The organism is Cryobacterium breve, assembly GCF_004402375.1.
In the GTDB taxonomy this organism is placed as follows: Bacteria; Actinomycetota; Actinomycetes; order Actinomycetales; family Microbacteriaceae; genus Cryobacterium; species Cryobacterium breve.
Genome location: NZ_SOGJ01000015.1, coordinates 14326 through 28800, shown reverse-complemented (window position 1 = coordinate 28800; position 14475 = coordinate 14326). Strand labels below are relative to the sequence as shown.

Genomic DNA, 14475 nt, shown 5'->3' with positions numbered 1-14475 from the left:
GGATTGAAGTGAACACACACAGCTACGCATAGATGATGCGATAGCAGTGAGTTACAGGGAATGCACCGGAGAAGGGAACCGGACGTTACGCGGTTCCATCGGGTGCCCTACCACTGTAGCAGAACGCAAGAACGCCGAGGACCGCCCCAGAGGGCGTGTCCTCGGCGCTCGGATTCGTCGTCAGCTGTCGGTGCGGACCACGGTCGCGCCGAGCACGTCGACGGCCAACATGAGTGCCTGCCAGGGCGTCTCGGATTCGGCGGCGACGAGCTCGGCCGCCACGAGGCGCTGCCCAGGGTCGCTCGCGAGCACCAGAATCGACGGGCCGGCACCGGACACGACGGCGGCGAAGCCATGCTCCCGGAGCAGGATGATCAACCGGTTGGTCTCCGGCATGGCCGCCGCACGGTAGCTCTGGTGAAGTTTGTCTTCCGTGGCCGCGAGGAGCAGTTCCGGGCTCTGGATCAGGGCGGCGATCAGCAGGGCCGACCGCGACAGGTTGAACACGGCGTCTTCGTGGGGCACGTTTTCCGGCTGCAGGCTGCGGGCCAGCGCAGTGGACATGGCGTGCTCGGGCACGAACACGAGCGGCTTGACGCCGCGGTGCACCATCAGCTTCTTATGGCGGGGGCCTTCGGACGTCATCCAGGCAATGGTGAGACCGCCGAACAGGGCCGGGGCGACGTTGTCGGGGTGCCCCTCCATCTCGGTCGCGAGGGCCAAAAGCGCCTCGGCGTCGATGTCGACGATGCCGTCGAGCAGACCCTTGGCGGCCATGATCCCCGAGACGATGGCTGCGCCCGACGAGCCCATGCCCCGGCCGTGCGGGATCTCGTTGTGGGCCACGAGGTTCAGACCGGGCAGGTCTTGGCCGTAGGCAGCGAAGGTGTGGATGATGGCGCGCACGACGAGGTTTGACTCGTCGGTGGGCACCACGCCCTCACCAACTCCGTGCACTTTGACCGTAACGCCCGGCTCGTCACGCACCGAGACCTCGAGGTGGTCGTGGTGCGCGAGGGCCAGGCCCAGCGTGTCGAAGCCGGGGCCGAGGTTCGCGGTGGTGGCCGGCACCTGCACGGTGACGGAACGGCCGGACAGCACCGACCGACCGGAGACGGCCTCGGCGATGGTCATTTCTGGACCAGCCCGAGGACGCTGGCGATCTGGACGGTGTCGACGGGCACGATGGTCGGCTTGACGTCGGACCCGTCCGCGGTGCGAAGTGCCCACTGCGGGTCCTTCAGCCCATGGCCGGTGACCGTGAGCACCACAGTGCACCCGGCGGGGATAAGCCCGGCTTCGGCGCGCTCAAGCAGTCCGGCGACGCTGATAGCGGAGGCCGGCTCGACGAAGATGCCGACTTCGGCCGAAAGGATACGGTAGGCCTCGAGGATCTTCTCGTCGCTGATCGCACCGAAGTAGCCGTCGGTCAGGGTACGCGCCGCGAGAGCGAGGTCCCAGGAGGCCGGGTTGCCGATGCGGATGGCACTGGCGATGGTCTCCGGGTGGTCGACGCGGTGGCCGAGCACGATCGGGGCACTGCCGGAAGCCTGGAACCCGAACATACGCGGCAGCTTGGTGGTGGCGCCGCGCTCAAGCTCTTCGGTGTAACCGCGCGTGTAGGCGGTGTAGTTGCCGGCGTTGCCGACAGGGACGATGTGGATGTCCGGCGCGTCTTCGAGCACCTCGACGACCTCGAAGGCGGCCGTCTTCTGGCCTTCGATCCGATCGGGATTGACCGAGTTCACGAGGTGAACCGGGTAGTTCGCCGAGAGGTCGCGGGCGATGTCGAGGCAGTCGTCGAAGTTTCCCTGCACCTGCAGCAGCTGCGCGTTGTGCGCGATGGCCTGGCTGAGCTTGCCCATGGCGATCTTGCCCTCAGGCACGAGCACGACGGCCTGGATGCCGGCGTGCGTCGCGTAGGCGGCCGCCGAGGCGGAGGTGTTGCCGGTGGAGGCACAGATGACGGCCTTGGCGCCGTCTTCGACGGCCTTAGAGATGGCCATGGTCATCCCGCGGTCTTTGAAGGAACCGGTGGGGTTCATGCCCTCGTACTTGATCCAGACCTTCGCACCTGTGCGGGCGGAGAGCGCCGGAGCGGGAATCAGCGGCGTGCCACCCTCGCCGAGCGTGATGATCGGCGTTTCAGGCGTGATGTTGAGGCGGTCCGCGTACTCGCGCAGCACGCCGCGCCACTGCCGGGAAGCCGTCTTCACGGCTGGGTTCCGCAGAGTCTCTCGTTCGCTGGACATCAGGCTCCTTCAACTCTCAAAACGGATGCGACATTGGTGACAAATCTGTTCGCGTCGAGGTCTGTCACGGTGGCAGCCAGGGCAGCCTCCGTGGCCTCGTGCGTTCCGATGACAAGGGTAGCCGTGGCGGAGACGGCGGAGCGACTCGCGGTGCCGGGCTGGGCGGGCGTCATCGACTGTTCGACGAGGGCCAGGGACACGCCGTGGTCGCTGAATACGCTGGCGAGCGTGGCGAGGACACCGGGCTCATCCGTGACTTCCAGCGTGACGGCGTAGCGCGTCACGATCCGACCGATGTCGAGGATGGGCAGGTCGGCGTGCTTGGACGCGGGGACGCCGGGGCCGCCGGCGATGTGACGGCGGGCCAGGGAGACCAGGTCGCCGAGCACGGCGGACGCCGTCTCCACTCCCCCAGCTCCAGCGCCGTAGAACATCAGGCTGCCGGCTGCCTCCGCCTCGACGAAAACCGCGTTGTTCGCCCCGTGCACGGAGGCGAGCGGGTGGCTGCGGGGCACCATGGCCGGGTAGACCCGGGCGGAGACGCCCTCCTGGCCGGTTTCGGCGTCGACCAACCGTTCGCAGATGGCGAGCAGCTTGACGACGTAGCCGGCCTTCCGGGCCGATTCGATCTGCGCGGGGGTGACGGCGGTGATTCCCTCACGGTAGACGGATGCGAGCGGCACGGTGGTGTGGAAAGCGAGGCTGGCGAGAATGGCCGCCTTCTGTGCCGCGTCGTAGCCGCCGATGTCGGCGGTGGGGTCAGCTTCGGCGTATCCCAGCTCGGTGGCCAGCCGGAGCGCCTCTTCAAGGGTGTCCCCCTCGGTGTCCATCCGGTCGAGGATGTAGTTGGTGGTGCCGTTCACGATGCCCAGGATGCGGTTGACCTGGTCGCCGCCGAGGCTCTCGCCCAGCGGGCGCACGATCGGGATCGCCCCGGCCACGGCCGCCTCGTACGTGAGCTGTGCGCCGACCTGGTCGGCGGCGGCGAAGAGTTCCGGCCCGTGGGTGGCGAGCAGTGCCTTGTTGGCGGTGACGACATCCGCCCCAGAGTTGATCGCCATCAGGATGTGGCTGCGCGCGGGCTCGATGCCACCCATCAGCTCGATCACGACGTCGGCGCCGAGGATCAGGGTCTCGGCGTCGGTTGTGAACAGATCGCGGGGCAGGTCGACGGTGCGTTCGGCGTCGACGTCGCGCACCAGGATTCCGACGAGCTCGAGGCTGGCGCCGACCCGGTTGGCGAGCTCTTCGCTGTTGTCGAGCAGCAGCCGGGCCACCTGGGCGCCGACGGAGCCGCCGCCGAGCAGTGCGACGCGCAGGTTGCGGTATTCGATCATCGGGCGGTTTCCTTCGGTAGGTCGGTGGTCGAGCGTGTCGAGACCCCCGTCGTCGACACCCCCGTGTCGCGGGCGAGCAGATCGGCGATGGTCTCGCCACGCACGAGCATCCTGGGGATGCCGCCGGCCACCGAGACCACGGCGGGCCGGCCGACGAAGTTGTAGTTGTTCGACAGCGACCAGCAGTAGGCGCCGGTGGCCGCGACGGCCACCAGGTCGCCCGGGGCCACGTCTCCCGGGAGATAGTCGGCGTCGACGACGATGTCGCCGCTCTCGCAATGCTTGCCGGCCACGCGCACCAGTACCGGCTCGGCCGCCGACACTCGGCCGGCGAGGCGCACGGTGTAGTCGGCGCCGTAGAGGGCGGGCCGGGCGTTGTCGCTCATGCCGCCGTCGACGCTGACGTAGAGGCGCGGGTTGCCGGCCACGTCGACAGCCTTGGTGGTGCCGACCTCATAGAGGGTGACGCCGGCCGGTCCGACGATGGCCCGGCCCGGTTCGAAGGCGACCATGGGAACCGGGATGCCGAGGCTGCCGCATTCGGCGGCGACGATGTCGGCGAGGCTCGCGGCGAGCTCCGCGATCGGGGTGGGGGTGTCCGCAGCGGTGTACGCGATACCAAAACCGCCGCCGAGGTTCAACTCCGGCACGGGGCCGCCGGCGAGCAGGGTTGCGTGCACACCAAGCAGTCGCGACGCGGATTCGGCGAAGCCGTCGGCTCCGAAAATCTGCGAGCCGATATGGCAGTGCAGTCCGCGGAAGTCGAGGCTCGGCTCGGCCCGGATGCGCCCGACCAGGTGGGCGGCGTCGTCGAGCGTCACGCCGAACTTCTGATCTTCGTGTGCGGTGGCGAGAAACTCGTGGGTGTGCGCGTGCACGCCGCTGTTCACGCGCAGGCGCACGGACTGAACAATGCCGTGTCGCGCGGCGGCCGCGGCGACTCGGCCGATTTCGACCGGACTGTCGATCACGATGGTGCCTACCCCGACCCGGCAGGCCTCGTCGATTTCGGCCAGGGACTTGTTGTTGCCGTGGTAGCCGAGCCGGTCCGGCGGGGTGCCGGCCGCGAGGGCGACGGCGAGTTCACCGCTCGTACAGATGTCGAGGTTGAGGCCCTCGGCCAGCATCCAGCGGGCGATCTCGGTGGAGAGGAAGGCCTTGCCTGCGTAGTAGATGTGCACGCCGGTGCCGATGCGGGCGAACTCGGCCTCGAACGCGGCCCGGAGCGCGGCGGCGCGAGCGCGGACATCCGTTTCGTCGATCACGTAGAGCGGAGTGCCGAATGTGGCGGCGAGCTTCGACGCGGCACAGCCGCCGATGACGAGTTCACCCTCTGGGGTGCGGGCGACCGTGGACGGCCAGAGGCCGTCGGCAAGAGCGTTGGCGTCGTCGGGCAGGCGAAGCCAGTCGGGGGCGAGCGGGTTGATGGCCACGGGTGAAAACCTCACGGGAAATGTCGAGTGGGTGTCTCACTGAGTGGCGAGCGAACCCGGATTGGTCCCTGAAGCCAGTGAAAGAATGCCGCCGTCTGCGACCGGGGACCTGTTTTGAGTGTAGCGAACGGCACCGTCAGCGCCGAATCGCGTTACNGGGGGGGGGGGGGGGCTGCCGCAGCAGCGTGACCGAACAGACGACTGTGCGACCGATGGTTCGCCACGCGTACGACACCGGTGCCACCGTGTCAGGACCCCGGTTTGGTCACGGTCAGCCGTTGCCGCAACTGCCCAGCGTGGTCAGCGACTCCCGGGTCAGGGTCAGCGCGCTGGACTGGAGCGTCAGCCGCGCGCGTTCCGGCGTGACGTTGACACCGGCCAGGGTGACCCCCTCGGAGAGGTATTCGGCGACGCAGATGCGCACGGGCTGGTCGCCCAACCCGAGTGTGAGCAGATTGCCGGCGTCGACGCTGCCGGCGTCGGAGGTCACGGTGGCGCCGCTCAGGGTGAGCAGCAGGGCGTCGGTGTCAGCGGTCGGGATCGCCGAGGCGCGGTAGCCGATCGGGAAGCCGAGCACTTCCGCGCTGCCGCTGTAACTGACCTCGCCCACCCCGAGCTCGACATTTGCGTCGGGAGCGCCGCTCGGCAGCGCCCGGGCCAGCAGCGTGCTGAGGGCACCGGGTTCGAGATCGATGATGCCGCGCAGATCGCCGACGGGCTCGGACGACTCGAGTGGGACATCCGTCGCCACCACGTGCACGGATGCCGGCACGCCCTCCACGGTGAGTGCCTCGGATTCGAGGGCCACCCGATCGAAGCTCCCATCGAGGTATTGCACGATGACCGATAATCCTCCGATGGAGACCGTGACGTCTCCCGTCACGGTCTCGGGCAGGTTCGCCGCGATCTCCTGCTCGACCTGACCCTCGGCATAGCTGCGCAGCCCACCGTCGATGACGAAGAACACGCCGACCAGGGCGAGCACGACCAGGGCGACGACGATGAACGCGCCGAGGCCGCGGCGCCGGGACTTCCTGGCGGAGGCGTCCACGCTACATGCGTTCCGGCGCGGAGACGCCGAGCATGCCGAGGCCGTTCCGGATGACCTGGCCGGTGGCGTCGTTGAGCCAGAGGCGGGTGCGGTGCAGGTCGGTGATCGGCTCGTCGCCGAGCGGGATCACCCGGCAGCTGTCGTACCAGCGGTGGTAGTAGCCAGCCACCTCTTCGATGTAACGGGCGATGCGGTGGGGTTCGCGCAACTCGGCAGCCTGAGTCACGACGCGCGGGTACTCCTGCAGCACGCCGAGCAGGGCCGACTCGCTGTCGTGGGTGAGTAGCTCGGGGGCGAAGGCCGCGCGCTCCACGCCCGCGGCTGCCGCGTTGCGGGCGACAGAACAGGTGCGGGCGTGCGCGTACTGCACGTAGAAGACGGGGTTCTCGTTGGTGCGCTTGCCGAGCAGGTCGAGGTCGATGTCGAGCTGGGTGTCGCTGCTGGAGCGCACGAGGGAGTAGCGGCCGGCGTCCACGCCGACGGCGTCGACGAGGTCGTCGAGGGTGACGATGGTGCCGTTCCGCTTGCTCATCCGCACCGGTTCACCGCCCTTGATCAGATTGACCATCTGGCCGATCAGGATCTGCAGGTTGACGCCGGGCACATCGCCGAACGCCTGGACCATCGCCATCATGCGGCCGACGTAACCGTGGTGGTCGGCGCCGAGCATGATCAGGTTCTGGTCGAAGCCGCGCTCGCGCTTGTCGAGGTAGTAGCCGAGGTCACCCGAAATGTAGGCCGGCTCACCGTTGGAACGGATGATGACCCGGTCGCGGTCGTCGCCGAACGTGGTCGTGCGCAACCAGATGGCACCGTCTTCTTCGAAGATGTGGCCCTGTTCGCGCAGCCGTTCGATGGCCCGGTTGACAGCACCCGACTCGTGCAGGGAATCCTCGTGGAAATACACGTCGAAGTCCACTCCGAATCCGTGCAGCTTTTCCTTGATCTCGGTGAACATCAGGTCGACGCCGACGCTGCGGAAGACTTCCTGCTGCTCGTCCCGGGACAGCACGGCGATGTCGCCCGGGTGGCTGGCCACGACCTGATCGGCGATGTCGCCGATGTAGGCGCCGCCGTAGCCGTCTTCGGGAGTGGGCTCACCCAGGTAGCCGGCGAGCACGCTGCGCGCGAAGCGGTCGATCTGCGAGCCGTGGTCGTTGAAGTAGTACTCGCGGGTGACGTCGGCACCCTGCGCCTGAAGCACCCGGGCCAAGCTGTCGCCGACAGCCGCCCAGCGCACGCCGCCCATATGGATGGGGCCGGTGGGGTTGGCCGAGACGAACTCGAGGTTGATTTTGAGGCCGTCATAGATGTGGCCGGTGCCGTAGGCGGGGCCCGCATCGACGATGGTCTTGGCGAGGGCGCCGGCAGACGCCGCCTCGAGACGGATGTTGATGAATCCGGGTCCGGCCACGTCGACCGAGGCCACGTCAGGAAGCTGTTCGAGCCCGGCGGCCAGTTCGGTGGCAACGTCGCGCGGGGTGGACCCGAGCGGCTTGGCGATCTTCATGGCGACGCTGGACGCCCAATCGCCGTGGTCGCGGTTGCGCGGACGCTCGAGGGTGACGTCCGCCGCGGTCAGGGTGAGGGCGGTCACCGGGGTTCCGGCCTCGCGTCGACGCTCTCTCAACTGGAGGATGAGGTCGAACAGGGATTGGGAAAGCTCAGCGGGAGTCACGAAAAATCATCATACCGGCCCGGTCTTGGACCGCCCCCTTGGTAAGGTCAAGCGTGACTCACTCCCTCTCGCCCAGACTCCAGCGCGGACGCCTCCTGCGCACCACCTCACTTCTCCTCACGACCGGTGCGGTCGCCGTCGTGGCGCTGGTCGGCTGCGCCTCGGATGCTCCGGGTACCGGGTCGTCGGCCTCGTCGACTCCCGGGTCGACAACGGATGCGACGTCCCTCCCGGACCCGACGCCGACGCCGACGTCTGCGGGCACGCCGGTTGCCCAGACCTGCGACCAGGTGCTCACCCTCGACGACATCTACGCGTTCAACCCGAACTTCGGCACAGCGCCCGACTTCGAGCCGTCCCTTTCCGCAGGTCAGACGGCGGCCGAGTTCCAGGGGTTGAACTGCGGCCTGCTGAATCAAAGCAGCGGCGAGATCGTCGAGATCTCGGTAACGCAGCCGAACGACGTGTTGCTGGCGCAGCTCAAGAACGAGGCCCTCAGCTCCGGCCAGATCGTGCCCACCTACGGCACCCCACCCACGGTTGAGGGTTATTTCTCGGCTGCCGACGGCACCGGAGTCGCCCAGGCCTTCACTCCCACCTACTGGATCACAGTGGGTTCGCCCGAGTTCTTCGAGCCTGGCGACGCCGAAGCCCTCGTCGCCGCGGTAATCGCCAACCTGCAGTAGACCGCAGGAGCCTGCCGGGTTCGGCACTCTCGGTCGGGTTCGCGGGATGTGCCGGGCGAACTCGGCCGCATCCGTCGAACTCGATGCGGAACATCGCACGCCGAGATGCTGATAACCTAGTGTTTTCCCTGGCCCCCATAGCTCAGGGGATAGAGCACTGCCCTCCGGAGGCAGGGGCGGCAGTTCGAATCTGCCTGGGGGCACACTTGTCGCGTGACACGCTAGTTCGGACTTTTGCCACCTAGTTCGGACAACGGGGCTCGTGCGCCGTACCTCCATGGCTAACCGCAGCGGCCAAACCGGGACCGCGAGTTCGGTGCCCGTAGTCCGGCCTTTACTCCTGTCGGTCGCGGTCCGATCCCGAGAATTTTATTTCGTGCCAGCCGCTCGCCCTCGGCGTGCGGTGACTTCCCAGCTTTCAATGTGCTCAGCATGGGCGCGGATTTTGCCGAGTCAGCTCCCAGGACACATGAGATCTTGTTTTTGAGATGGCATGTTGGATGTGGTTTCGGCCACTAACTGCCCAGTTGACATACCAAGAGGATTTCGAGCTAGTCGGGACTCGGCTCCTCCTCTGTCCTCCCCGCCTTTCGACTCAAGCGCCTTGAGCGTGGACAATCGCAGGCTCTCATGACGACCTGGTTCAAGGCCGCGGCAACGCTGTCCAGATCGTCATCGACGAGGTCACTCGTACGTGTCCAGATTCTCCTTGGCCGACGCATGTCCGAGCATCCGCTGTAGCGCCTTTACGTTGGCGCCGGCTGACACGGCCAGGCTCGCACACGTACGGCGCAGATCATGAGGTGTAGGTCCTGGTTCTCCGATTTTGACGGCGGCGGCGTCAACCCAACCTCGTCGAAAGACTCGGTTTCGCAGAACGACGCCACCGCGCGTGCCGACGAACACGTGCTCGTTCGGGATCTAGTCCGCAACGTGGAGCGTAAGTTGCTGTGCGATGTACGTTGGCAGCTGGATCAAACGCTCCCCATAAACCTACGGACTTTCGCGGAAGTAGCCGTTCATCTCGACCAAGGTTGTTCGCATGTGGAGCCGTCCCGTCCCGGCATCGAAATCACGGACTTGCAAGCCCGCGAGCTCACCCCGACGCAGGCTTCCGTAGGCCTACACCAGCGCCAATAGGCCATAGCCCGCGCCGACGCTGTTGGCTAGAACTTCCTCCGCCAGCGCAGATACCTGAGCGTGAGACAAAAAGCGCTTCCGCTTTGTAGACAGCTTGGGGAGTTTGAGGCGCACAGCCGGATTCGAAGGAAGGTATCCATCATCGACGGCGAGTTGCAACGCACCTGACAACACGTTGACAATTTTTCGTACCGATGCTGGCCCCAGGGCCCGGCTGAGGCCGCCAGCCCATTGCTGCACACGCAGACGTTCGAGGTCGCCAATAGGAATTCGACCCAGCTCTGGAATGATGTGATTGCGGACGGCGCCATCTGCCCGATCGAGAGTAGTTGGACGTAGATCAGAGCGGCTGGCAAGCCAGATGGCCGTCCAGTTCTCGACGGTCACACGAGACCGACTCGGATCAATGTGCCGCCCCGTGTGCTTCGCGACCTCGACAGGCGCAAGGAAAAGCTCGGCATCTCGCGCAGAATGTGCAACCGCGTATATCGGTCTGAGACCTATCGGGCTTGCGGTATCGAACACGGTACCGTCGGCCCAACGTCGTTTGATACGGAGTGCGGAAAGTCGATGCACCCTCCCCGCGGAGCCGGTAGCTGACGACCTTCCGATAGTCCTCTCATGGCGCGCTCTAGAGAGCGCTCTCCAAATACGTTAAGATCCTCATTGCAGACCGGTCGGTCGCCGCGCACATCCTCAACGGAGAGGCACCAACATGATTCCGCTTGACCACCCGCACCCCCGAACCCGTCGCCGGCGCATCGCCGCAGGCGCCACGGGCCTCGCGCTCCTCGCTGGAGCCCTCTCGGCCGCACCAGCGCAGGCCGCTCCCTCGCAGACTATTGATCCGCTGCAACCGAATTTCGGACCCAACGTGCAGATCTTCAGCCCGGCCACCCCGCTCGCTGAGATCCAGAGCACCATGGATGCGCTCGCCGATCAGCAGCGCGACGCCGAGATGAGCTCCGCTCGTAAGGCCGTCTACTTCCTTCCCGGCGACTACGGCACCGCCGAGGCGCCGCTTCAGTTCGAGGTGGGGTACTACACCGAGGTGGCGGGGCTCGGGGCATCCCCCGACGACGTCTCGGTCAACGGCTCCATCGAGGTCTACAACCGCTGCCTCGAGAACGGCGGCACGAGCAACTGCATCGCGCTAAACAACTTCTGGCGCACCCTCGCGAACCTCTCCATCCAGGTGAACAAAACGGGCCAAGACGGATGCCGCCAGAGCGCCAACTTCTGGGCGGTGTCGCAGGCGGTCTCGATGCGCCGCGTCCACGTGACGGGCGCGAACCTCTCACTGATGGACTACTGCACCGCGGGCCCGCAGTTCGCGAGCGGCGGTTTCATCGCCAACTCCGACCTGCCCGTGACGATCAACGGCTCACAGCAGCAGTGGATCATCCGCAACAGCAAGGTAACCGAGTGGACCAACGGCGTGTGGAACCAGGTGTTCTCCGGCGTCGAGGGTGCCCCTGCCGAGACCGGCTTCCCCAACCCGCCGTACACAACGGTCGCCCAGACGCCGGTCAGCCGCGAGAAGCCGTACCTTTTCGTCGATGGCGCCGGGCGCTACAACGTGCGGGTGCCTTCTGCACACATGAACACGAGCGGAACCTCGTGGGGCCAGGATGTCACGGCGGGACGCACACTCCCGATCACCGACTTCTTCATCGCGAAGCCCGGTGACTCGGTGAAAGACATCAACAACGCTCTCGCCAAGGGCAAGAACCTCATCCTCACCCCCGGTGTCTATGACATCGACCGCACCATCGAGGTGAAGCGCGCCGACACGGTCGTGCTGGGCATGGGTCAGGCGACTCTCACGTCTGCCGGTGGCGCCGTTCCGATGGAGGTGAAGAACGAGGAGGGCATCGTGATCGCGGGCGTCACCATCGACGCTGGTCCCGCGCTCTCCCCCGTGCTGCTGACGGTGGGCAAGGAGAAGAGCGGCAAGAAGCTCGACCCGCGCAACCCGATCACCCTGAGCGACGTGTACTTCCGCGTCGGCGGCCCGCACACCGGAAAGACCACGACCGCGCTCGAGGTCAACGCCAACAACGTTCTGATCGACCACATCTGGGTGTGGCGCGCCGACCACGGCATCGAGGGCTTCACCAACGGAGTGAACGGTGACACCGACCGCTGGCAGACCAACATAGGCACCAACGGCGTGATCGTCAATGGCGACAACGTGACCGCCACCGGCATGTTCGTGGAGCACTTCCAGACGTTCAACACCGTCTGGAACGGTGAGAACGGCCGCGTCATCCTGTACCAGAACGAGCTGCCCTACGACCCGCCCACGCAGGCCGACTGGACCCAGCCCGACGGAACCCTCGGCTACCCCGGCTACAAGGTGGGCCCGAATGTGAAGAAGCACCTCCTTGAGGGTGCAGGCGTTTACGTGTTCAACCAGAACAACCCGTCGATCGTCACCGCCAACGGGTTTACCGCACCGAACACCCCAGGCGTCACCCTTCGCCACATCATGACGGTGAACCTCACCTCCGGCACCATCCAGCATGTCGTGAACGGCGTCGGCGCTCAGGTCGACAGCTCCGCACCCGGGGTGCCGTCCTACGTCGTGAAGTTCCCGGCTCCGTAAGGCCTGAATGACGGATGCCCCGGCTGTGCGTTACGCACGGCCGGGGCATTTGCCTCCATGAAGCTGCCGTCGTACGAAACAGGACAAAGCACCAGATTTCGTCGGTCATCGACTCTCACTGAATCTGAGCTACCCTCCCGTGTCGGAACGATTCCGACTCGAAGTCCTCGGGCCCCTTCCAGAGCGCTCGAGTTAATCTTGACGGTGGTTCCCATCCACTTGTCCGAGTCAGGCCCACCGACGAACAGGTCGGCCTTCCACCACCCGCAAATGCTCTGCAGAAGGTTCGCACGGGCTGATGGCCTTCGGAAGGCCGTCGCAATGCCGTTGAGGTGGCGACGGAGTTCAACCGTTCGGCCGCCCGTGCCCGAGAGAAGCGAAGACTCAGAAGTGAGCATGGAAGCAGCCGTGTCAATCACGTCCTGAGCTCCTGACTTCTCAGCACCGAAGAGGATCGAACCAACGTCTCCATCGCTAATCCTGCACAGACTGAGCGCGTCGGCCACCCGCCCGGTCACAGCGGGTCTGCGCCGACCAAGTGCGTCGTGCACGGCATATTCGAAACAGATGCCACAGTCCCCGTCCCCGGGACGGCGGATCCTTGGCAGCTGTCGAAGAAGGAGACTCTCGCGACCGCCAGCATCGTTCACGGCTTCTTGCTTGAGCGCATAGAGGATGCCGTGGCCTCACGACAGCGGTGATGGCAGCCACTTCGTCGGCAACCGGATTCAGCTGTTTCTCGCTACGTATCTCCATGGAGGAAACCCATCGACGAACCACCTGATGACCGACCGGTCTTGAAGGAAGCCGCCGAGCAATCGCGTTCAACGGAGGTTCAGCTTCCGCACATCGACCTCGCCCTGAGGAATGGTGACGACATGCAACACTCGCCACTGGAGGACATCCAATCATTGAAGCTTCGTGTGTCCGATGTCCTCTGGCGAAGAACACGGACCTGCCCGAGGCGACTTCCGCGTCGTTCCGCGAGTCCGGACTTGGCAATGTGTCCGGACTCGCCTGTCACGCGACACACACTGTAACGAGGATCGGTTTTTCACCCTTTCCTTCCGGGCGAAGTCCTGTGTCATCAAGCCGGACCGTAGGCTGTCGAAATGCAGATCGAAGTCGACATCACATACTGGGAACAGGCCTGTTGTGGCGTGTTGATCCGTGTCGGCGACCAGACGACGTTGCGGTTACTGGCTGTCGATCCCGCTTCCGCGACGTTCCGCGTGCCGCCTCGGTTCGAGGAGGAGCACCACGGTCAGACACCCCCGGATGTGCCGCACTGGCCAGTGACCGGCACTGTCTCCGCTATCGAGGGACTCCGCTACGCACGCATCCCGACGCCCGGTCTCGCAGGGGTGCACACCTGGGACACCTCACAACCGACGTCCCAAGCGCTCGGCTCGGTGGGCGAGCCGGCAGAACCCGCGTTCGACCAGTTCCGGGTGATCCTCGACGTCCCCGACGACACCACTTTGCCGGCCTTCCAGCTCGGCGCGAATACCATCGCGCAGTCGGAGCGCGATGCCCATACCGCGAACAGAAACCGCGAACGGATGCGGGACGAGGTGGGCGTGCTGCTCGAAGCCCTCGCCGACGATGCGCAGCGTCGGTACGCCGACGTCGCACGAGCTTCCCGGGCAGCGGACAGGTCGGCAATGACGGTCGAGCCCCACCGGAACGGTGCCGCCTCCATCCGATGGATCCGCAGCGCAGGGGACGTTGATGGGATCACCGTGCAGGTCGGCGAGGGCACCTGGCGCTTGCCCGCAGCCCGCACGGACGCGGCATTCGTGAGTACTTTTCTCGAAGCCGCGGCCGCCGGTCGGGTCTATGAACACGTCAGACCCGTTGGTTCCCCGGCGCAACGGCTCGAGACCGAGGTGCTCGCGGACGACGGCCGGGCTTGGACCGCCGCGATCAGCTGTGAACCGATCGAATTCGGCCGAGTGATGGCAGTCGCCCGCCCCTTGAGTGATCGAGTCCAGCGCGGAGAGCACCGTTACACTCCCTGGTGACCCAAGCGCGAGGTGCGAAATAGACGACGTAGAGCCACAGAGAAAGGCACGGTCAGCAGGGCCAGCGAGGCCACGATCGAGCTCAGGCACCGCAGCCTGATCGCACATGATCAGGTCCGCGAGGCGCGTGGTCGTGCGATTGAAGTCGCTCCTGACGGTGCAGAACCTCGACGTCGACGCCAAGAAGGCACCGGTATGCCGGCCCGCGGTCAGTGGGCGGCGTCCGGGGCCCGCGGTCATCGGCTGATTCCTACTCCACCCAGAGA

General features: G+C 66.0%; 11 protein-coding genes and 1 tRNA gene. 4 read left to right on the top strand and 8 right to left on the bottom strand.

What is annotated here, in order from left to right; genetic code table 11:
• Positions 1-180: 180 nt before the first annotated feature.
• From thrB to argS, 6 genes are all read right to left on the bottom strand, one after another.
• Positions 181-1134, bottom strand: a complete 954-nt coding sequence (gene thrB, locus E3O65_RS05995) for a homoserine kinase (protein WP_134362832.1) — start codon at positions 1132-1134, stop codon at positions 181-183.
• Entirely contained in the window at positions 1131-2252 is a 1122-nt protein-coding gene (thrC, locus tag E3O65_RS05990) for a threonine synthase (protein WP_134362831.1), read from the bottom strand. The genes thrB and thrC overlap by 4 nt, the downstream gene beginning before the upstream one ends.
• Entirely contained in the window at positions 2252-3589 is a 1338-nt protein-coding gene (locus E3O65_RS05985) for a homoserine dehydrogenase (RefSeq protein ID WP_134362830.1), read from the bottom strand. The genes thrC and E3O65_RS05985 overlap by 1 nt, the downstream gene beginning before the upstream one ends.
• Positions 3586-5022 carry a diaminopimelate decarboxylase gene (gene lysA / locus E3O65_RS05980; RefSeq protein ID WP_134362993.1) on the bottom strand — a complete coding sequence of 479 codons (1437 nt, stop codon included), beginning with the start codon at positions 5020-5022 and terminating at the stop codon, positions 3586-3588. Before lysA ends, E3O65_RS05985 begins: the two co-directional genes overlap by 4 nt.
• Positions 5023-5293: 271 nt before the next feature.
• Positions 5294-6073, bottom strand: a complete 780-nt coding sequence (locus E3O65_RS05975) for an LmeA family phospholipid-binding protein (RefSeq protein ID WP_134362829.1) — start codon at positions 6071-6073, stop codon at positions 5294-5296.
• Between the two features lies 1 nt (position 6074).
• Positions 6075-7751, bottom strand: a complete 1677-nt coding sequence (gene argS / locus E3O65_RS05970) for an arginine--tRNA ligase (protein ID WP_134362828.1) — start codon at positions 7749-7751, stop codon at positions 6075-6077.
• A 53-nt stretch (positions 7752-7804) separates the two neighbouring features.
• Here argS and E3O65_RS05965 point away from each other — a divergent pair, with 53 nt between their 5' ends.
• Both E3O65_RS05965 and E3O65_RS05960 read left to right on the top strand, forming a co-directional pair.
• Complete coding sequence (locus E3O65_RS05965) at positions 7805-8437, top strand: iron ABC transporter ATP-binding protein (protein WP_134362827.1); 633 nt, start codon at positions 7805-7807, stop codon at positions 8435-8437.
• A 131-nt stretch (positions 8438-8568) separates the two neighbouring features.
• Positions 8569-8640, top strand: a tRNA-Arg gene (locus tag E3O65_RS05960).
• Between the two features lie 481 nt (positions 8641-9121).
• Here E3O65_RS05960 and E3O65_RS17585 read toward each other — a convergent pair.
• Positions 9122-9343 carry a tyrosine-type recombinase/integrase gene (locus E3O65_RS17585; protein ID WP_166785673.1) on the bottom strand — a complete coding sequence of 74 codons (222 nt, stop codon included), beginning with the start codon at positions 9341-9343 and terminating at the stop codon, positions 9122-9124.
• 216 nt (positions 9344-9559) lie between these two features.
• On the bottom strand, positions 9560-9964 hold the full coding sequence (locus E3O65_RS16650) for a tyrosine-type recombinase/integrase (protein ID WP_166785672.1): 405 nt from the start codon (positions 9962-9964) through the stop codon (positions 9560-9562).
• A 328-nt stretch (positions 9965-10292) separates the two neighbouring features.
• Between E3O65_RS16650 and E3O65_RS05945 the strand changes: the two genes are divergently transcribed.
• Together E3O65_RS05945 and E3O65_RS05940 are read left to right on the top strand one after the other, a co-directional pair.
• Positions 10293-12185, top strand: a complete 1893-nt coding sequence (locus E3O65_RS05945) for a glycosyl hydrolase family 28-related protein (RefSeq protein WP_134362825.1) — start codon at positions 10293-10295, stop codon at positions 12183-12185.
• 1112 nt (positions 12186-13297) lie between these two features.
• Entirely contained in the window at positions 13298-14209 is a 912-nt protein-coding gene (locus E3O65_RS05940) for a hypothetical protein (RefSeq protein WP_134362824.1), read from the top strand.
• Positions 14210-14475: the final 266 nt, after the last annotated feature.

Coding starts and splice junctions, on each gene's coding strand:
- thrC (WP_134362831.1), bottom strand. CDS start 2,252: ATGTCCAGCGAACGAGAGACTCTGCGGAACCCAGCCGTGAAGACGGCT.
- thrB (WP_134362832.1), bottom strand. CDS start 1,134: ATGACCATCGCCGAGGCCGTCTCCGGTCGGTCGGTGCTGTCCGGCCGT.
- E3O65_RS05940 (WP_134362824.1), top strand. CDS start 13,298: ATGCAGATCGAAGTCGACATCACATACTGGGAACAGGCCTGTTGTGGC.
- E3O65_RS05945 (WP_134362825.1), top strand. CDS start 10,293: ATGATTCCGCTTGACCACCCGCACCCCCGAACCCGTCGCCGGCGCATC.
- E3O65_RS05985 (WP_134362830.1), bottom strand. CDS start 3,589: ATGATCGAATACCGCAACCTGCGCGTCGCACTGCTCGGCGGCGGCTCC.